The organism is Solibacillus merdavium (genome assembly GCF_014836935.1).
Taxonomy (GTDB): domain Bacteria; phylum Bacillota; class Bacilli; order Bacillales_A; family Planococcaceae; genus Solibacillus; species Solibacillus ferritrahens.
This window is the reverse complement of the sequence record NZ_JACSPW010000007.1, coordinates 25,356-44,274: the sequence shown is the minus strand read 5'-3', so window position 1 is coordinate 44,274 and position 18,919 is coordinate 25,356. Positions and strand designations below refer to the sequence as shown.

Genomic DNA, 18,919 nt, shown 5'->3' with positions numbered 1-18,919 from the left:
CTCACAATAACCCCATATTCGAATAAAACCTTCTTACTCGTTACTAAACTCTATTAAATCTGCTATTTTGTACTGTTTTATTATTTGTTCATTTTCTTTATCAACCCACGTTACTGTAGTCTTTGAATTACTAAACGCTTCCTTAAGTTCCTCTTCAGATAAACCTTTTGCGTAATAAACAAGTTTAGTTTGATATTCCGAAAAGTTTTCAGATTCGTTATCTCTTGATGAACCACCTCCATACCAATATCGGTCAATTTCATCTATGCTATTTAGCGCGTTTCTCCAATCTTCAAAACTCTCAATGTGTCGATTTATCACAGCATTTGTGTGTTTCATATTAAATGTATATTCAAGTACCTTAAAATCTTCTTGCTTTGGATCAATTAAATCTTGAGTGGCACCAACTTTACTGTATTCTTCATCACTGATTGAAGAAACTTTTACTTCAATTTCTATGGAAGGTTCTTCATTACTACAGGCTGTCAATAATAGAAAAAATAAACCCGTGAATAACAAACTAAATTTTTTCATACTTATACCCCAAAATACATCTATTTTTGTATTATTTTACTATTACATGCAAAAATAAAATACCATTATTTGTAACGATGGACCACTAAAAAACTGCTTGGGAATGAATTTTACTTTAATTTAACAGGAAGTGTATAATTGAATTATTAGAATATTTTTAACACGGAGGTGGTAAAATATGAATTTTCCAAGACTTTCTCAAATACGACTCCCAAAATTAATATTACACTCGTTGCTTTTAGTCATCGCTTTGACACTACTATCTATAATTACCCAAGGCTTGATTAAGTGGATATTTAATATAAATTTCTCTTCAGTAAATGGACCTACTACTATTTTAGTTTTGATTTGGATGTACTTTGCTATTCAGAATAAAAAATATCAGAAAGACGTTTAAGTTAAATGGGCATAACGCAATAATTTTGAGAATAGCTTATGCATCTCATAGTAGATTAATTCTCTCATTCTTTAGAACTTTTAATTTCAAACTCCTCGTAATTTTCACCCCATGACACTGTAATTATACCAACTTCGCTTCCTTCCAAAGTAGAAGCATTGAGACCACCAGCACTTCCAATATTTAAAGATTCACTTACATCCTCAACTTTTAAAGTTTGTGAACCACTTTTTTGTCCAATTTTATAAGTAACTTCAATTACTTCTCCATCTTGTAGTTTCTCAATTTCGCCTATATAGTTTATTCTCATCTCATTTTCGCTCCGATTGTCACCATTTTGGAGATAGTTGACTTTATACTTATAAACTACCTTCCAATTATCACCTTCTCCAACATACTCATAGCTTCTAATATCATCATTGCACCCCGATAAAAGAACTACACAAAAGAACAGACATATAAGTTTTTTCACTATTCCTTCCCCCTACCTATCGTTAGCACAAAGCAATAAATTATCAAATCTCCATTACCGCTTTTAAACCTTTTCGACTTTTTTTCAAATAAAAATATAACGTTAAGGGGTCACTACCGAAAAGCGCCCGAATGTCCCTTAAGCGTAAACGTTCTATTACTACAGCCTCGATGGATGCTATCAATTACCTTGGGCATTCATCCAACCCGTGCTTTGTCCTGAGCATAAACTAGTCAAATATCTAATTTCAAAAGGAGTAGATCTTGACTTATGCGAAATATGGAACAAACACCTTTCTATGGTCAGAATACTAGGGGGCTCGATAATTGTATATATCGTTTCACATATATGTGGCTTCGAAACGGAGATAATTTTTGGTTCTTTTTAACATCCGTTGGCCATGAAAGGGCTTATGGCTATAGGTTTTTCGGTGGAAGATGGAATGAATATTCAATAGCTTTAAGAGATATTGTTTCCTTCCATTGCTCTCCTCCGACTCCTACTCTATATTAAATTTAGAAACGCAATATTCAATGTCCGCGAGTCCCTCAATCAACTATAAAACGTTAATCATTCCGGTTAGCGTTTTTTAATCCTCTACCTCTCTTTTTTTCTAAATAGAGAAACTAACATAACAGCTACGATGATTAGATAAATAGCTACAAACACACTATCAATGATTACTGATGTATTTAATAGAACTTGATCTTCCCCTTCCATATACCCAATTACCTTGAACACAGGTGGGAAGATCCACATAATCCATTTAAAAAACGAAGATATCTCGATAATTGATTTTGAGGAGAGTGAAACTACGATTATTAATACAGAAGAAAGCCAGGCATATTTTTTTGTAGCAAGTTTTGTAGCCGAAAATAGGGTTCCAACTAATATCCCAAATGTCATAAAGGCTAAATGGCTGTAAAATGCATAAACATATAGCTTAAGTGACATATCCCCTTTAAAACTTTCTGTAAAGATCGGGTAAAAAATTGCAAATAAAAGTAAAGGCATCATTATTACTAGAATAGTTAGCCATTTGCCAAATAAGTAACTCACCTTTCTCTTTAGATGTGAGATTAAAATATGCTTTTCACTCTCTTCATCCAACGTAAAAATGGACATTGTAATCCATGTCATGATTAAGTACATTGCAATTGAAGATGCACCGTAACTACTGAGGATCGGTACATTTTTATAGGCATATAAAATAAACACCCATACAAAAAAAATAGCAAAGGGAGGGATAAATTTTAATGAACGTACAAAGCTTATCAATTGGTAACGGATAAATGCTGACAAATTACTACCTCTTCTCTGTTAGTTCTAATATCGAGCATCCTCTATTAAGCAATATAGCCAATACCTTATCAGACTCTTTAGTTGAAACAATTATTTCAACAGAATTCATCCCTATAACTTTGTATTTAATAGAAGGAATATCTTCAATTATCTCCCTAGCAGGGATTTTCGCCCTTATACAAATAAATTTCTCCTTATTGCCCTTCACAGTAGAATCAGAGACAATTCTTCCACTTTCTACAGTTAAAACTCTATTTGCTATTCTTTCAATTAGTAGTGGCTCATGAGCAGTAAAAATAATCGTTTTATCTCCTGAAAGTAAACTTAGCTGATTAGTAAGCTCAATTTTTGCTTTATCATCCAACCCAGTAAGCGGCTCATCCAGTAATAATAAATCAGGGTTCTTCAGCAATGCCTGGATAATTCCAGCTTTCTGCTTTGTCCCTTTTGAACAATGATTTAAAGGGGTCGTTAGAAATTCTGTAATGGAAAATAACTCAGCATAATTCGCAATTCTTTTAAACATTTCTTCATCTGATTTATTAGTCATTTTCCCCATTAAAATTAAATAGTCCTGTAATTTGAACCTTATACTTTCTGGAAAATGTTCAGGTACATATCCTATGTTATTTTGAAATCTTTTCACTTTCCCGGCAGTTTCTTCATATATACCACCAATGAGTTTTAAAAGGCTGCTTTTCCCGGATCCATTATTTCCGGTGATTGCTACCTTCTCACCTTTTGAAATGCTTAAAGAGACTTCTTTAAGAATCATGATTCCGTCAATCTGCTTGCATGCTTGATTTGCCTCGAATATGTTCATGAATAACCACTTCCATCTTCCCACATTTTTCTTGCTGAAATTCGGTAAAGACATTCACATTAAAGTTGCCTTACATAGATAGTGGAACATTTCTTCAATTATACAATAATTTCCACATTAATTTATCATTATAATTGAACAACATGCAAATTAATTAACAAACCCCGTAAGTATAAATAATTGGCCATACAAAAGACACGAACATTGTTAAATCAACGTTCGTGCCTTTCTGATCTGGTGCACCTACTATGTGTCTTTACAAAAACATCCGAATAATTGAACCATTACTCTCTTTTATTTCTGCTGGGGTACCTGTTGCGATGATGTTGCCACCTTTTGCACCGCCTTCAGGACCGATTTCAATAATCCAGTCCGCTGCCCGTATAACTTGTTCGTTATGTTCGACGACGATTACTGTATTTCCTGCATCGACAATACGCTGCAGGAGCACTAAATAAGTGTCACTTCCAATATTTCATCTTTAAAACGTTTGCCGTTACATGCAGTGTTGACCACCTTTGTTTTCAAACGATTGCGTCCCTTCAATTTGCGAATATGCTTGCTGGCAACTCGCGCACACACGCTGACCAATTTTTTCAAACATGACACGTAGATCCGTATACATATTCGTCAGCGTACCGACAGTCGAACGAGGATTTTTATTTGTATGATGCTGATTAATTTGAATCGCTGGTGACAAATTCGTAATCGCATCGACACCTGGCTTTTGAATACCCTGATAGCCCGTCGCCTCTAAATACTGTCGCTGACACTCCTGATAAAGTGTATCGAGCAGCAATGTCGATTTCCCCGAACCTGACACACCCGTTATACAAACCAATTTGTTCCTCGGAATTTGTAATGATATATTTTTCAAATTTCCTTCATAAGCGTTTTCAATTGAAATAAATTGCTCCATCTTATCACCCTCAACTATTCGTATAATCTGTTTCCAGTATACTTTAATAACTATGGCTGGTGCTTTAGTGGAGGGTTTTGCATTTTCATTGAAATAAAAAAGAAGCTCCTTATAAAAGAAGCTTCTTTTCAATCTATTTAAACCTGTATTACACCTAATAAAACTGCGATAAATAGTAGTGTAATACTTAATCCCCACATCCAGAAGAATGAGTATTTTAAGTGTTTGCCCATTTCCAGACCTGATAGACCAAGTGCTAGCCATACTGCTGGTGCAAGTGGAGAAACGAATGTTCCGACAATGTTACCGATAATCATCGCATACGCTGTCGATAACGAATCGATGCCATACGTTAGGCCAATCTGATCTACGACTGGGAACAAGGCAAAGTAATAGGCATCTGTGCTCAACAGCAAATCAAATGGTACGCCAAGTACACCGATAATAATATGTAAATATTGAGCTAAAAAGCTTGGCAGGATATTTACGGCATTATTCGCAATCGCTGTTAACATGCCTGTACCATTTAAAATTCCTAAAAACAGCCCGGCAGCAATGATGATCGAAGCCATTGTTAAGGCGTTCGATGCGTGTGCCTGAATGCGTCCCATTTGTTCTTTCGGTGTACGGTAATTAAGTGGTAACGCGATTGCCACACCGATTAAGAACGCCAAGCCAGCCGGTAAAAGTCCTGACATAAGTATAGCTAGAACAACAATAGCTAAAATAGCATTTGCCCAAATTAGCTTTGGACGTTTCAATGATTCATCTACTTCATTGTTAAGAATACTGTTACTTAAATCAAAGTTTAACGTTTGTCCTGTTTGCGCTCGTTTGGCAATTAGGCGTTTTTCACGGAAGCCCATAAATACAGCAAGTAGTAGCATTAACACAACACCGATCACCTGAATCTTGATTAACGGATGCCAAAGCTCTGTTACATCTGTATCAAGAACGGAAGCAACACGCCCTAATGGACCACCCCACGGAATCATATTAATAATGGCTGCAGAACCAGCGACTAATAATAAAAGTAAGTACGGATTCATGCCAAGTCGAACATAAAGTGGCAATAATGCTGTAATCGAAATTAAAAATGTAGAAGCACCTGAACCATCTAGCTGGGCAATGACAGCAACAATAACCGTTACGATCGCAACAAGCACGACATTTCCTTTTGATAGCGCTACCATTTTATTGATAATTGGTTCGAATAACCCGACATCCTGCATTATCCCGAAAAAGATAATTGCAAAAATAAACATAATCGCAACACTAATTACGGAGTCAATCCCATCCCCGAAAAACACCCCTAAATCATCAAACGAATAGCCTGCAATAAACATTGCAATGACAGGTGGAATAACCATTGCAACAATTGGTGATACACGCCCACTAATTAACAGCGCGACAATAACTAAAATCGTTATAATTCCTATAATACTTAACATAAAACAACCCCCATTGCTTATAATTGTAATAATTTTATGACAATTATGTGTATGGGGGAATAATGTGATCATTTATTCAATAAAAACAATAAAGCTAATTTTGTTCATAAGTTTCACACAAGACATAATTACGTTCCGGACGACCGACTGTTCCATAGAGCAGCTGCGTTGCAAGCACATTCATTTCTACTAAATATTCTAAATAGCGACGGGCAGTGGAACGGCTGGTCCCAATCACTTCACTTAACTGAGTAGCTGTTAACGTTGTGTATTTTTGCTCCTTAAATAATTGAATAACCTGCTCGAGCGTATATGTATCAATTCCTTTAGGCAATGTCTTTTCTGTCGCAGTATTATCTTTCCGGTAAAAAAGTGCATCCAAATCGTTCTGTGTAAAGTGTGCTTTCTTTTGAAATGCGGTGCGTGTCAGTTGAAGCTGCCGAAACGCTTTTTGCAGTCTCGCTTCATCAAACGGCTTCACAATATAATCAAATATCCCGTACGAAAATAATGCTGCCACATGTTCACGCTCGGCTGCTGCTGTCACCATGATAATGTAGATACTCGGAAAATGAGCCCTTACATAGGCAACGAGATCATAGCCTTTGACATCCGGAATATATAAATCCATCAAAAGAACGGTTGGGGGTGCTGCTGTCTGTGTTAGCGCATCGATTAAAGATGCACCGCTTAAAAATTGCTGTACTTGTGCTTCCGGCTGAATCGCTTTTATATAATCGGCATGGATCGCCGCAATGCGAAAATCATCTTCAATTAACCAAATCTCCATTGGATCCCTTCCTTTGTAAAATGATTAAAAAGCAAGCTCCGCCTAAATCGCTTTCTTCCAATAATAATGAGCCCCCTACCTTTTGGAGTGCCTGCTCACTAATTGCTAAGCCGTACCCGTGATCATAGCCATCCTTTGTCGTATAGCCGAGTGTAAAAATTTGCTCTGCTGTTTCTTCATCAATGCCCGGCCCGTTATCATGCACCTCAATAATCAGTTCATGACTATATTGGTGAATAAAAAGGTTAATTTGCTTATCGGCTATGTTCGTATTATGTAACGCATCCATTGCATTTTGAAGTACATTGCCTAACGCGGTTAATAATGCATCCACTTCTTCATCTTGATAATCAATTACATCATCCTGAGATTCAATCTTAATCGTGATACCGCGCTCCTTGGCCTCGGAAATTTTCCCCTCTAATAATGCTTGTATAAGGATAGAAGGTTGTGCTGAAAGTACTTGCTGCTGTTTTGTTGTATCCTGCTGCTCTTGCCTAATATATTGAATTACCTCTTCAATATGGTCATTCTTTATTAAGCCGAGGATTACATGCAGTTTATTGGCAAATTCATGGGTTTTTGCTCGTTGCATCCGCGCTTGCTGCTTCACTAGTGTCAGCTCATTAATCACTGCTTCATATTCTAGCTTAGTCCGTAAAAAATACAAATAGCCGAGACGCTTACCATGCTTTAACGGCGCCTTCGAAATAATCATCTCCTGCTGCTGCAAAGGAATTTCCAGAGCACGAATCACCTCTTCTTGAAAAAGCCGTTCGGGAAGCAGTGTATGTAACGAGATACCTTCTGTCAGTGGTGAAATGAGTTCCTTCGCCCGTGAATTACTTATTACAACATCATTATTCAGTGTTGTTAATATAATACCATCCGTCGTTTCCTCTAATATTGTATGATAGGCCGAATAAAGCTTGGCAATTTGCGCAGGCTGCATCCCGAGCAATTGCTCCTTTACATAAAGCGATAGCAAAACAGCACAAATAATACCGAAAACCGCGACGAGAAGCGTTATTTGAAGCCATCCACTAAAAGCCGTATCAATTGTTCCCTGGATATCCTTCGTTAAAAATCCGACCGACACAATCCCAACTACTTTGTCATCTATAATAACAGGTACCTTTCCACGGATCGACTCTCCTAGTGAACCTGTTGTTACCGAAACAATTGGCTCTTTGTTAATTAGTGCCGAATCATTGTCCCCTCCAACCATCGACTGACCAATCTTTTGGGGGTCAGGATGAGTATACCGAATCCCTTGTTCATTCCCAATCACAACAAAACTTGCACCGATCTGCTGCCTTATATCTTCTGCGATTGGCTGAAGAATGGAAGAGGGGTCTTCTGTAGAAAATGTGGAAACGATATCCGGACGTTCAGCAATTAAATACGCACTCGTTAACGCTTTTTCCCCCATCTCCTCTAGTATCGATTCATCCAAATGATGATTGATTAGTAATAAAAACAGCACACAAATCGCAAATATAATCCCGCTAATCGTAATAATGAGCCTTGCCGTTAAAGATTGCCTTAGGCGAGTTACCAAGGTTCCGCCCCCTTTCGACTATTTTTACTATTTTAACATGGGAGTATCGGGAGAATTAATCAATATTACCGTAACTTAATTTCATTATAATACTGAAATGAATTATTTAAATTTGTATTTGTCCCACTAAGAGAGTAAAATATTACTATAACAAACTCCCCAGAAATATTACTTAATAACCAACAAGTTGTCCAATATATAAAAGAAGGAGTTTAAAGTAATGAATATTACTCGAATTTCAAAATATGTTCTTTCCTTTTTCTTTGTATTAGCACTGATTTTTTTAGGTTTCAATACAACACCACTTGCGACAAACGAAAATAATGATCACGATGTTATACAATCCATTAATCAATACCTACGATCAGATTATGTAGCTATGTATGATTATGATAATGAGTACGACATTGAAAGTGAATTGTTAAAAATCCAACAGTTGCGGGAGGATTTAACAAATGCTACTGGATTGGATTATAAACTGCTTCAACAAGCTCAGACAATGCTCGTACAATTAAACAGCGCTATTTATAACAGAAGCTTATATAAAGCCGATTTCTACGTTGATGCTTATTTATCGACACTATATGAAACTGAGCATGCACAAAGCCATTATAGTGACTGGAGCCTGTATACAATGCCTTTTGAGGAGAACCAGCAGATGGACACAGAGCTATGGAATGAGCTTACCGAACAGGAAAAATTAAGCTTCATTCTTTCCATGAAATCGATTTTACTAAATCAGGAATCTGTACAATACATGCCATCTACATTTTATGTATTGGAAAAACTAGAGCAATCATCCCACGATAACATTGCGAACTACACTGTAAAAACTTTGCACTACCATTAAATTTCCGGAAAAAATAAAAAGACTGCGCTAATAGTCAAATTGACTTTTAGCACAGTCTTTCTTCGTTTAGTCGTTGTAAGGCGCATACCCGTAACGTATTTTATCTTACTTTCTGAGCACGGTGTGATGCCGCTGCGCCAGCTAATTTCCCAAATACCGAACCAGACATTAACCCTGATCCACCTGGGTAGTTTTCATAGAAAATCCCACCAATCATTTCGCCAGCTGCATATAAGCCTTCAATTAGTTCATTTGATGTATTTAATACTTCGCCTTCTGGAGTTGTCGCTAATCCCCAGAATGAGAAGGTAATACCGCAAGTAACCGGATAAGCATAGAAAGGTCCTTCACTTATTGTTTGTGCCCAGTTCGATTTCGGTGGTGTAATCCCTTTTGTACTTTTCCCGTCTTTATCAGAAGGATTAAATTCCCCTTCTTGAACAGCTGCGTTATATTCATTAATTGTTTGCAAAAACTGTTCTTTATTAATATCCAATTGATCCGCAAGAGCTTCCAGTGTAGGTGCTTCAGCGACTGTCGCTTCTTCCAGATTATACTCCGCACGTAAAATCGGACGAACTTTTGCATCATAAATCTGGTAGGCAATATTATTAGGTTGCTTTAATATTTCCTTACCATATTTTGCGTATGTGTAGTTACGGAAATCTGCACCTTCATCTACAAAACGGTTCCCTTCCACGTTCACCATCACGCTATACGGGTAGGAGTGTTTCTTAAAGATATCACCTGGTTTTTGGAAATCTCCAACTCGTGGTGCATTGGCATCTGTCCCAATTGCATGACAGCCATTTACTTGACCATATGTTTGGGCTCCGATGGATACCGCCATATCGATTCCATCACCCGTGTTAAATTCAGTTCCTCTAACTAATGCCTCATCCCACTCTTCGCCTAATGCTTCGGCACGTTTCTTTTTGTTTGCTTCAATACTACCGCAAGCTAAAACAACACTTTCGCATTCAATTGTTTTAAGCTCATCTTTTGTTTGAACTTCGATAGCTGTAACGACCTTATTTTCCGTTACAATATTCGTTGCCGCGCTTTCATACCATACATCAATTCCTAATTGTTCACAGCGATTAAATAGACTTCTCATTAAGCCGATCCCTTTATCGACTGTTTTAATCGGCAGACCGCCCCAGAATTGAATCTTCCCTTCTTTTTCAAAAGATTGGTTCGCATAGTTTAATTCAAACTCTACTCCATGCTTTTTCATCCATTCAATCGTTGGGAGCGATTGATCCACTAATTGGCGAATCAGCTCCGGTTTACTTTGGTTTTTTGAAACGCGCATAATATCATCATAAAAATCCTGTGCCGCATAGATCGGCATATCGATTTTATTAATTGTTTCCTGATTTAAATCGACCACCTTTGTAATCGATGCTAAATCCTGATAGGCTACACGGATTGCACCGTCTGTAAAGAATGAATTGCCTCCCCGCTTTTCAAACGGACCTTTTTCCAGTACGAGCACCGAGCTTCCTTGTTCCTTTGCAGAAATCGCTGCACATAATGCCGCATTTCCTGCACCTACAACTACTACATCATATTTTGACATCAGACATATCCCCTTTTCCATTTGTTAGCTTTACTATAAAAAACATGTTGAAATAAATGAAATATTTTATTTTTAGTAATTACCATAAAATTTTTTTATCACTTAAGTAATTTCCATTTTAAAATCGGTAAGATGAGAATATAGATAAATAGCATTCGAAATAACTGAAAAATAGTGACCTGTGTGGCATCGGCTTGTAAGGCTGTAGCAATCAGGCCCATTTGATCCATACCACCTGGGGCAGTACTTAAATAGCTTGTAGCAAAATCCATATCAAATAAGAACACCATTCCTTCAGCAATTAAAAAAGTTACGAATAATAGTAAAACTGCGCTGCTTATACCACCTATTAATACACGTATCGGTAAACGTAAAGATTGAGGATGTAAAAGTAACCCGATATACGCCCCAATACAAAGCTGTGCGATATGCAATAAATTATTATCTAGTGGGGATATTTCTACATTGAATAAACTTAAAAGTAACCCGATAATAACAGGCGTTAAAAAATGCGGTACAGGTAATTTTAATTTTTTCCCAACCGGTAACAACATAAAGCCCAGTAAAATTAATAGGGTACTTTGCAATAAACTGGCTGAGCCTGTTTCAATTTTTTCAGGCACTTTACCTGTTAATGAAACAATAATTGGAATTAAACCGACTACAAAAAGTACGCGTATGACATGAAAGAACGTTACAACAGCTACGTCGATATCTTCCTGTTCTTCTGCAAAAACAACTAATTGAGATAAACCACCAGGAATGCTCGCTGTTAAAGCTGTGGCTAATGGTATATTTGCCCACCTTTGCAATGAGTATGCTAACGCAAGGCAAAATACACTTAAAGCGATGTTAAGAACTAACATAAAAAACAGTGTATCTTTCATGGCAACTAAAATATTAAACGTGAAAAGCTGGCCAATCGCAGTTCCTACTATAACTAAACCAATATTGCGCATGATGATTGGCCATTTCATCGGAAGTTTCCAAAGCAACTGTGTGAACAATACACCAAATAAAGAGCCTAACATCCAGGGCATTGGGAAGTTGATTAAGTGAAAAATGGTGACCCCAACTATTGCTACAATTATCACTGTAACAATAGGGGAAATTGTGCGCATAAAATCCCCCCTAAACTTAAACACTAATCGCTCCTGTAATGACTGCAACGACAATGAGGAAAACAGATGTTAAAAAGCACCAAAGAAATGCATATTTTTGATATTCTCCCAATTCCTTTGAAATCATCCCGACTAGCAAAAATGTCGAAGCCACTAATGGACTCAAAAGATGTACTGGTTGACCAAGCACAGAGGCACGCGCGATTTCAATCGGTTCAATCCCAAATGATATAGCCGTTTCCGCCAACACAGGCAGCACTCCAAAATAATAAGCATCATTAGACATAATAAACGTGAAAGCTATGCTTGTAATACCTACTATTAAAGGCAATTGTGAACCTAAAGATTCCGGTATTAATGAAATGAGAGCTGTTGACATAGCGGTTACCATACCTGTTCCTGATAGAACCCCAGTAAAAACGCCTGCAGCAAAAACTAGTGCTGTTACAATCAATGCATTTCCTGCATGCTTCATGATGATTTCTTTTTGTACAGTATTTTTTGGGAAGTTAATCATTAATGCAATAGCAAACCCAAAAATGAAAATAACAGATGGCGGCCATATGCCTTTTACTAGAATTACCATGACTACAGCTGTTAATACGAGGTTCGACCACCAACGAATTCGAGATGGCTTACCTACACTTTCTTCACCTGTATTAATAATGTGATCAATCGCAATCACATGAACCCCTACACGTTTACGTTCCTTCTTCCCTAAAAAATAAGCTACTATAAGTACCCATATTGCCCCAACAACCATTAATGGAATCAATGGAACAAAAAATTCCGTGGGGTCTACTCCGGTTGCCACAATGGCTCTTGTTGCAGGACCTCCCCAAGGTGTCATCGCACTCATAACACTTAAAGAGAGCATAGCGATAGTTGCCAATATCAATGGATTCATACCAATTTTCAAATATAATGGCAGTAAAGCAGAAACTGTAATCATGTACGTTGTTGTACCGTCTCCATCTAATGCAACTGCAAGTGCTAATGCAGCTGTTCCCATCGCAATTTTTACTGGATCTCCTTTGACAATCGTTAAAAGCCTTCGTATAAATGGATCAAATAATCCCGCATCAATCATTACCCCAAAATATAAAATGGCGAATAATAATAATGCAGCAGTTGATGATACTTGTTTCATCCCATCCAACATCATATCGCCAAGAGTTGAAGCAAATCCTGCAATTATAGCGAATACAATAGGAACTGTTATTAATGCTACTATTGGTGACAAACGATTGCTCATAATGAGATAGGTAAATAGAATAATCATTATAAAGCCTAAGCTGGCTATCATATACCTCCCCCGTTCTTATTAATTTGTAAGCGGTTTACTATCCCCATTTTCAGAATATATGATATATTCAAATAAATAAAATAGATAGTTTTGAGCGCTACCGATAAAAATTTTTTATCTCAAGTAAAAACGAAGGAGATTTTCATGAATATAAATGACTGCCAATTATTAATAGATTTATATAAAACCAAAAATATTACACATACCGCCAGCAATCTCTATACATCCCAACCCGCACTCACTTACCGGATTAAACAACTCGAGAAAAAATATAAAATAGAATTAATTGTGCGTGGCTCAAAAGGAATCGATTTTACGGAGGAAGGCCGGATTTTATATGAACATGCTAAACAAATTTTACATAACGAAAAATTGCTAGTTGATCAATTAGCGAATTTAACCGTAGATACACAGGGAACGATCTCTATTGGCGCTTCCGGACTGTTCTCGTTATATCAACTCCCGAAAATATTGAATGATTTTAAAGAGCTTTATCCGAATATTTATATACAACTAAAAACTGGCTGGAGCAGTGAAATTAAAGAAGCACTTAATGCAGAGGAAATTCACTTAGCAATTATTCGCGGGGATTATTCATTGAATGCAAAAAAATATATACTCTGTACAGAGGAATTATATGTCGTATCGAAAACGCCTTTTAAAAAAGAAGATATCCCGAACTTACCGTTTATCACTTATAAAACGGATATTTCGTTAAGCCTTATGATCGATAAATGGTGGCGCACTTATTTTCAGCAGCCTATACGTCCTAGTATTGAAACCGATCAGGCTGCTACGTGCAAAGAGATGGTGAAATATAATCTCGGCATTGCCGTATTGCCCGGAATCAGTATAGAAGGAGAAGATTTATTTAAAATTTCATTGAACGATTTTGGAGAAGATATTTATTATAGAGAGACGAGTTTATTTTATAACCCCTATGTCGAGAAGCTAAGACATGTTAATTTATTTTTGGATTTTTTAAAGGGGCATTATAGTATATAACGGCAGGCTGGAGTGCTGTAATATTCTGCTATTTATAAAGGGGGTTCTTATGAAAAAAATTAGCATTATTGCTTTAGTAGTTATTATTTGTATAGGATTGTTTGTTTTTTTTAATGGAGAAATTGGTAAAAGTACTGAGGAAGCAAGAATATCTACATTAGGTGGATTTAGCGCTGAGTATGATGATTTCGCATTTTTTTCATTAGCAGTTATGGACGAGGGGAGAAATAATATTATTGATATTGAATTAACTCATGATATTCGGAAAACCTTAACTAAGAATTTAAAAATGCAACACGCAGAAAAGAATCCAAGTCCGGAACGTCCGACTACATTTATAGGCTCATTAACTTTTACAGATAATAATGGTTTTATGACAGAAATCCTAATTTATGAGGATGAATCGAATCATACATATATCAACTTCCCTTCAAATTTTGAGAACTATGATAAATTTTATGCATTAACAACGGATCATTTCTCTGATCTCTTTTTACAATTGAATGAAAGTCAGTGAGTACAAAAGCTGAGACTGGGACATAACCCAAAAATGCCATTATTCTCCTTGAGGAAAATGGCATTTTTTCGCTGGCATAAAAAATTGATTTCCATTCCGGGACGCTTTCCGCGGGCACGGCCTGAGCCTGTAGTCTCAGGCGTCGGTGCTCCTGCGGTTACTCGTCGCAAAATAAATTTTGCTTTTCCCGCAGGAAGCTTTGCTTGTAGCGAAAGGCGTTAGCCGTCAGCTACACTCGCCCTCCATTCCAATCAATTTTTAAAGTATCCGTTTCTTAATAAGAGTCTTTTTCTTATCCAATGAAATTTCTACTTCTGTCCCACCACCGGCTTTTTTTCAAATACACCACTTATTTCCCCCAAAACAAGTACCTATTTCTAATTGTTTCATATGATTTATATGAAAGGGGGCGAAGGTTATCGTCTATACGGAAATGATTGATCTTCAAGGTCATTTATTTACTGCAGTTACCGTTAATTTGCCTAAGACAACACTGCTGACGATTTCGAATGAACATGGGTACATTATGTGTGGCGCGCTCGATGTCGGACTTTTAAATGAAAAATTAGCCGATCGCAAAATTATTGCTGGTCGTGCAGTTGGTGTTAGAACGATTGATGATTTACTTAAAGCGCCATTAGAATCCATCACATACGAAGCAAAAGCGTACGGCATCGAAGAAGGTATGACTGGCGAAGAGGCTTTATTAAAAATGATTTAATTGGTTGATAGCCAAATACGGGAGCTACCAGCCCATACAAAAAACCGCTCTTTCAATTTATCGAAAAAGCGGTCTATCTATTTTTATATTTAAATTGCTCGGTTATAATAAGAAGCTTTTGTTCCTTTACTTCTTTTGACGGCTAGAAGCTCCTCTAATTTCTGAATATATTCATGATCAGTTGATATTCTTGTAAGGCTTGTTAATAAATAGGGTCTTAATCCGGAATTGATTTTTTGGAACCGTGCAAGATTGATCAAATACTTGGCCATCTTAAATGACTTTAAGTGGGTATGTCCATTTTTGAATTCCTTCTTTGTATTAACTACCATAAATTCTTGCTTTCGCCCTTTATAAAAAGGAATAATAATGAACTCATCTTTTTTGAAAATTTGATTCATATTATCTCACCCTTTTCTCGAATATATTCAAAACGATCTTTCACATATGGAGAAATATCAACCTTGCTTCCCTTTAACCCACGACCGCCTCTCCTCTTTTTTGTCCTTATCTCTCCTTACCCTAATTATCGATAACTATATTCCAACTTGAATGGAAAAATAACTCTTTTTACAATTATTAACAACACCTTTATATTCTCTTACCACACTATAATCCTAAAAGCTGCTTTTTCTTTGCTTCGAATTCTTCGGGTGTTATAATTCCAGCATCTAATAGTTCTTTATATTTTATGATCTCTTCGGCATTTGATATAGGTACAGGGACTGATGTGGGATCATTTTTGTTACTTGTTTTTAATTTATCCAGTACTTCATGAATGGCATTATTTATTGCTGTTGCAGATTCGCTACCTAGACCAACCTCAAATTTTTCCTGAGGTGTATCGATTGTTAAAATACCAAAGACCATCCCTTTTTCGAAAGAGATATCATTAATCCTTTCATGGTTAACTGCTTTAAATTTTTCACCTGTTATGGATTTTTGTCCGAATAGGATTCGCTTGTTCGTAATCGCATATGCATAATTACTATCATGCTTTGTGACCGATTTATAATTGTGCAACCCTATAAATGTCATCAATACTTTTTCATCACCGATTAAATTATCCTGCAATATTTTAAAATGTTTTACTCCCCATTTTTGATTAAAGCCCGAACCGAATTTGTTATCTACACAGTACTGGTACATACTCTCTGCTCGTGACATCGGATCATCACCAAGCTTGTCTTCTTTTTCCTGAATAATGGCCTTCACTTCTTCAACCGTAACTTTGTTCACATTAATACGGGTTGCTCCGCCAGCTTCCTTTAAGCAGCTCGGACAAATCCACGCATTTGATTTTTTTAATTTAAATCGATTTAATCCAACTTGTTGTTCACACACACCACAAGTCGCTTTTAAGTCAAAGAAACCCATTCAATCATCTCCCGCTAAGTTATATTGCTAATATATTAACCAAATTCCAGCTATCTATGAAGATGGTTATTGTTAACGGAATTCCCCATGAAAAAATGGTAGCATCTTGAATGGATGCTACCGGTTTTTCTTATTACTAGCTGCTCTTTTCACAATATTTTAATGGGAGAAATTCTTTTTTTCCCTTATTTAACTATAAAACAGTGGTTGAACAGCAAATAGAGGGATTTTCTCCGCTTATTTTTGGTGAGTAGGCAAGTTCATGTAATTGGTTTTAATAAATAACGGAAGGAATTTCCCTTATTTTTAGTTTCTTTTGAAAATCAGCCGAAATAAAGGAATAAATTTCCGTTATTAACCTATAAATCTTGAAAATGTGTGACTTTTCCATCGATAAGGGAAAAACTTCCCCTTATTTAACCCCAAAACGGTGGTCAACCAGCAAATAGCGGGATTTTCTCCGCTTATTTTTGGTGAGTAGGCAAGTTCATGTAATTGGTTTTAATAAATAACGGAAGGAATTTCCCTTATTTTTAGTTTCTTTTGAAAATCAGCCTAAATAACGGAAGAAATTTCCGTTATTTACCTATAAATCTTGAAAATGTGTGACTTTTCCATCGATAAGGGAAAAATTTCCCCTTATTTAACCCCAAAACAGTGGTCAACTAGCAAATAACAGGAATTTCTCCGCTTATTTTATTGGTCACAAACAGAAAACAAACCGCCCCTCACTATTAAAAGGGGCAATTCGTTTTCTTCTATTTAATTCACCGCTGCCTCAACTAACGGTGCAGTCCCCACCGGCTCTGCTTTTCGGAAAATGTATCTGCCTTTTGTCTTCGGTTCCACAACCTCACCGTTCTTTGCGATCACTTCCCCGCGGCGAATTGTCATTACCGGCCAGCCTTGGATGTCGCGGCCTTCATAAATCGTGTAGTCTGAATTGATTGGAATAGTATTCGCATCGATTGTTAGCTTCTTCTCTAAATCCACTAGCACTAAATCTGCATCCGAGCCGATTTCGATCGTTCCTTTTTGAGGATACATGCCATATGTTTTGGCTGTATTCGCAGCTGTCAGCTCTGCAATTTTTTCCAATGGCAGTCCATGCTTGAAATGGCCTTCGCTTAGCATTAACGGAAACATGAATTCTGCCCCACCAAATCCTAATACCGTTTTATCAATATCATAGCCATTCTTAAATTTATCCTTCCAGAAAATCGATACGTGGTCAGTCCCGACAAACTTCACAATCCCTTTTTTAATGCCTTCCCATAACAGCTCATTATCTTCCTTATATCGCAGCGGTGGCTTCACAATTGCCCCTAAGCCTTTCTTATTGTCTACCGTTTCGAGTAAGTAGTGTGGACATGTTTCCACATTGACAATATCCGGATTGAAATGCGTCATTTTTTCCAATGCCTGCATACTTGTACCGGCACTCATATGCACGACTGTAATTTTTGCATCATAGTGCAGTGCCAGTGTCGCACAGCGGACAACCGATTCCGTCTCGACAATATCAGGATTATACTTTTCAAAGAAAATCAGTTCATTCCGATCGGGTACATCTACATACTTTTTCGTATAATGTTTGCCCATATCAACGTTTTCGCAATGAATGGCCAAGATAAGATCTTTTGAAATACTGTTCATCTCAGCGAAAATATCTAATAAAAGCTCATCATCCAATAAGCGGTCCGTGCCAAAGCGGCTTTGCTCCTGACCCCGGTAGCCTAAATATAATTTAAAGGAAGTGGAACCAAATTCATTCACATAGGACCGCATTTCCTCCAAATGCTTGTTCGTCATAATACCTAGGTGGAAGCAGAAATCAATGATGCTTTCGTTTTCCCCAATCCCGATTTCCGTTGGCAGCTGGTCTTTATATGATTGGGAGCTGCGCATAAAGTTAATGACTGACGTTACCCCACCAATGGCAGAAGAACGCGAAGTTTTGTAATAGTCCTCCGCTAAGCTCCCGTAAACGCCATAATGACTATGACCATCGATTGCGCCCGGGAAAATATGCTTGCCAGTTGCATCAATAATTTCGGCATTGTGCTCATTTAAATCGTTGCCAATTGCTACAATGATTCCATCCTCTATCATGATATCTGCTCTTTTTACACCTTCATACGGAATAACTAAATTTCCACCTTTTACAATCGTCTTCATACTCATTCCTCCT

19 protein-coding genes are annotated in these 18,919 nt (G+C 37.0%); 4 read left to right on the top strand and 15 right to left on the bottom strand.

The window, feature by feature from the left end:
• Nucleotides 1–33 precede the first annotated feature (33 nt).
• The 9 genes from H9632_RS08765 to H9632_RS08725 form a co-directional block, all read right to left on the bottom strand.
• Entirely contained in the window at nucleotides 34–534 is a 501-nt protein-coding gene (locus tag H9632_RS08765; protein ID WP_191703735.1) for a fructose-bisphosphate aldolase, read from the bottom strand.
• A gap of 461 nt (nucleotides 535–995) precedes the next feature.
• Nucleotides 996–1,403 (bottom strand): membrane lipoprotein lipid attachment site-containing protein, encoded by a 408-nt coding sequence (locus H9632_RS08760; RefSeq protein ID WP_191703734.1) that lies wholly within the window; start codon nucleotides 1,401–1,403, stop codon nucleotides 996–998.
• Between the two features lie 597 nt (nucleotides 1,404–2,000).
• Nucleotides 2,001–2,705 (bottom strand): hypothetical protein, encoded by a 705-nt coding sequence (locus H9632_RS08755; protein ID WP_191703733.1) that lies wholly within the window; start codon nucleotides 2,703–2,705, stop codon nucleotides 2,001–2,003.
• Nucleotides 2,706–2,709: 4 nt separating this feature from the next.
• Nucleotides 2,710–3,528, bottom strand: coding sequence for an ATP-binding cassette domain-containing protein (locus tag H9632_RS08750; protein ID WP_191703732.1), 819 nt, complete (start codon nucleotides 3,526–3,528; stop codon nucleotides 2,710–2,712).
• A 256-nt stretch (nucleotides 3,529–3,784) separates the two neighbouring features.
• On the bottom strand, nucleotides 3,785–3,979 hold the full coding sequence (locus H9632_RS08745) for a hypothetical protein (RefSeq protein ID WP_191703731.1): 195 nt from the start codon (nucleotides 3,977–3,979) through the stop codon (nucleotides 3,785–3,787).
• A gap of 45 nt (nucleotides 3,980–4,024) precedes the next feature.
• Nucleotides 4,025–4,447 (bottom strand): ATP-binding cassette domain-containing protein, encoded by a 423-nt coding sequence (locus tag H9632_RS08740; protein WP_191703730.1) that lies wholly within the window; start codon nucleotides 4,445–4,447, stop codon nucleotides 4,025–4,027.
• Between the two features lie 137 nt (nucleotides 4,448–4,584).
• Nucleotides 4,585–5,898, bottom strand: a complete 1,314-nt coding sequence (locus H9632_RS08735) for a CitMHS family transporter (protein ID WP_191703729.1) — start codon at nucleotides 5,896–5,898, stop codon at nucleotides 4,585–4,587.
• Nucleotides 5,899–5,992: 94 nt separating this feature from the next.
• Nucleotides 5,993–6,688, bottom strand: coding sequence for a response regulator (locus H9632_RS08730; protein ID WP_191703728.1), 696 nt, complete (start codon nucleotides 6,686–6,688; stop codon nucleotides 5,993–5,995).
• On the bottom strand, nucleotides 6,669–8,249 hold the full coding sequence (locus H9632_RS08725) for an ATP-binding protein (protein WP_191703727.1): 1,581 nt from the start codon (nucleotides 8,247–8,249) through the stop codon (nucleotides 6,669–6,671). The genes H9632_RS08730 and H9632_RS08725 overlap by 20 nt, the downstream gene beginning before the upstream one ends.
• 220 nt (nucleotides 8,250–8,469) lie before the next feature.
• Here H9632_RS08725 and H9632_RS08720 point away from each other — a divergent pair, with 220 nt between their 5' ends.
• Entirely contained in the window at nucleotides 8,470–9,099 is a 630-nt protein-coding gene (locus H9632_RS08720) for a D-alanine--D-alanine ligase (RefSeq protein WP_191703726.1), read from the top strand.
• A 100-nt stretch (nucleotides 9,100–9,199) separates the two neighbouring features.
• On the opposite strand, the gene tcuA is transcribed toward H9632_RS08720, so the two are convergent.
• From tcuA to H9632_RS08705, 3 genes are all read right to left on the bottom strand, one after another.
• Nucleotides 9,200–10,681, bottom strand: coding sequence for an FAD-dependent tricarballylate dehydrogenase TcuA (tcuA, locus tag H9632_RS08715; protein WP_191703725.1), 1,482 nt, complete (start codon nucleotides 10,679–10,681; stop codon nucleotides 9,200–9,202).
• 98 nt (nucleotides 10,682–10,779) lie between these two features.
• Nucleotides 10,780–11,802, bottom strand: coding sequence for an AbrB family transcriptional regulator (locus H9632_RS08710; RefSeq protein WP_225223758.1), 1,023 nt, complete (start codon nucleotides 11,800–11,802; stop codon nucleotides 10,780–10,782).
• A gap of 16 nt (nucleotides 11,803–11,818) precedes the next feature.
• Nucleotides 11,819–13,108: a CitMHS family transporter gene (locus H9632_RS08705; protein ID WP_191703723.1), complete on the bottom strand. Its 1,290-nt coding sequence runs from the start codon at nucleotides 13,106–13,108 to the stop codon at nucleotides 11,819–11,821.
• Nucleotides 13,109–13,252: 144 nt separating this feature from the next.
• On the opposite strand from H9632_RS08705, the gene H9632_RS08700 reads away from it, so the two are divergent.
• From H9632_RS08700 to H9632_RS08690, 3 genes are all read left to right on the top strand, one after another.
• A complete protein-coding gene (locus tag H9632_RS08700) occupies nucleotides 13,253–14,113 on the top strand; it encodes a LysR family transcriptional regulator (protein WP_191703722.1) in 861 nt (286 codons plus the stop codon).
• Between the two features lie 49 nt (nucleotides 14,114–14,162).
• Nucleotides 14,163–14,630, top strand: coding sequence for a hypothetical protein (locus H9632_RS08695; RefSeq protein WP_191703721.1), 468 nt, complete (start codon nucleotides 14,163–14,165; stop codon nucleotides 14,628–14,630).
• Nucleotides 14,631–15,063: 433 nt separating this feature from the next.
• The gene (locus H9632_RS08690; protein WP_191703720.1) at nucleotides 15,064–15,351 is read left to right on the top strand and encodes a YunC family protein; all 288 of its coding nucleotides are present in this window, start codon (nucleotides 15,064–15,066) and stop codon (nucleotides 15,349–15,351) included.
• Between the two features lie 89 nt (nucleotides 15,352–15,440).
• Here the strand turns inward: H9632_RS08690 and H9632_RS08685 are convergent, their stop codons facing one another.
• The 3 genes from H9632_RS08685 to H9632_RS08675 form a co-directional block, all read right to left on the bottom strand.
• On the bottom strand, nucleotides 15,441–15,752 hold the full coding sequence (locus H9632_RS08685; protein WP_191699728.1) for a hypothetical protein: 312 nt from the start codon (nucleotides 15,750–15,752) through the stop codon (nucleotides 15,441–15,443).
• 208 nt (nucleotides 15,753–15,960) lie between these two features.
• Nucleotides 15,961–16,728, bottom strand: coding sequence for a PH domain-containing protein (locus tag H9632_RS08680; RefSeq protein WP_191703719.1), 768 nt, complete (start codon nucleotides 16,726–16,728; stop codon nucleotides 15,961–15,963).
• A gap of 762 nt (nucleotides 16,729–17,490) precedes the next feature.
• On the bottom strand, nucleotides 17,491–18,906 hold the full coding sequence (locus tag H9632_RS08675; RefSeq protein WP_191703718.1) for a dihydroorotase: 1,416 nt from the start codon (nucleotides 18,904–18,906) through the stop codon (nucleotides 17,491–17,493).
• Nucleotides 18,907–18,919 lie beyond the last annotated feature (13 nt).

What these genes read in the sequence shown, in the direction of transcription:
- H9632_RS08765 (WP_191703735.1), bottom strand. Translation starts at nt 534, where the DNA reads ATGAAAAAATTTAGTTTGTTATTCACGGGTTTATTTTTTCTATTATTG.
- H9632_RS08750 (WP_191703732.1), bottom strand. Translation starts at nt 3,528, where the DNA reads ATGAACATATTCGAGGCAAATCAAGCATGCAAGCAGATTGACGGAATC.
- H9632_RS08740 (WP_191703730.1), bottom strand. Translation starts at nt 4,447, where the DNA reads ATGGAGCAATTTATTTCAATTGAAAACGCTTATGAAGGAAATTTGAAA.
- H9632_RS08735 (WP_191703729.1), bottom strand. Translation starts at nt 5,898, where the DNA reads ATGTTAAGTATTATAGGAATTATAACGATTTTAGTTATTGTCGCGCTG.
- H9632_RS08730 (WP_191703728.1), bottom strand. Translation starts at nt 6,688, where the DNA reads ATGGAGATTTGGTTAATTGAAGATGATTTTCGCATTGCGGCGATCCAT.
- H9632_RS08720 (WP_191703726.1), top strand. Translation starts at nt 8,470, where the DNA reads ATGAATATTACTCGAATTTCAAAATATGTTCTTTCCTTTTTCTTTGTA.
- tcuA (WP_191703725.1), bottom strand. Translation starts at nt 10,681, where the DNA reads ATGTCAAAATATGATGTAGTAGTTGTAGGTGCAGGAAATGCGGCATTA.
- H9632_RS08710 (WP_225223758.1), bottom strand. Translation starts at nt 11,802, where the DNA reads ATGCGCACAATTTCCCCTATTGTTACAGTGATAATTGTAGCAATAGTT.
- H9632_RS08705 (WP_191703723.1), bottom strand. Translation starts at nt 13,108, where the DNA reads ATGATAGCCAGCTTAGGCTTTATAATGATTATTCTATTTACCTATCTC.
- H9632_RS08700 (WP_191703722.1), top strand. Translation starts at nt 13,253, where the DNA reads ATGAATATAAATGACTGCCAATTATTAATAGATTTATATAAAACCAAA.
- H9632_RS08695 (WP_191703721.1), top strand. Translation starts at nt 14,163, where the DNA reads ATGAAAAAAATTAGCATTATTGCTTTAGTAGTTATTATTTGTATAGGA.
- H9632_RS08690 (WP_191703720.1), top strand. Translation starts at nt 15,064, where the DNA reads ATGATTGATCTTCAAGGTCATTTATTTACTGCAGTTACCGTTAATTTG.
- H9632_RS08685 (WP_191699728.1), bottom strand. Translation starts at nt 15,752, where the DNA reads ATGAATCAAATTTTCAAAAAAGATGAGTTCATTATTATTCCTTTTTAT.
- H9632_RS08680 (WP_191703719.1), bottom strand. Translation starts at nt 16,728, where the DNA reads ATGGGTTTCTTTGACTTAAAAGCGACTTGTGGTGTGTGTGAACAACAA.
- H9632_RS08675 (WP_191703718.1), bottom strand. Translation starts at nt 18,906, where the DNA reads ATGAAGACGATTGTAAAAGGTGGAAATTTAGTTATTCCGTATGAAGGT.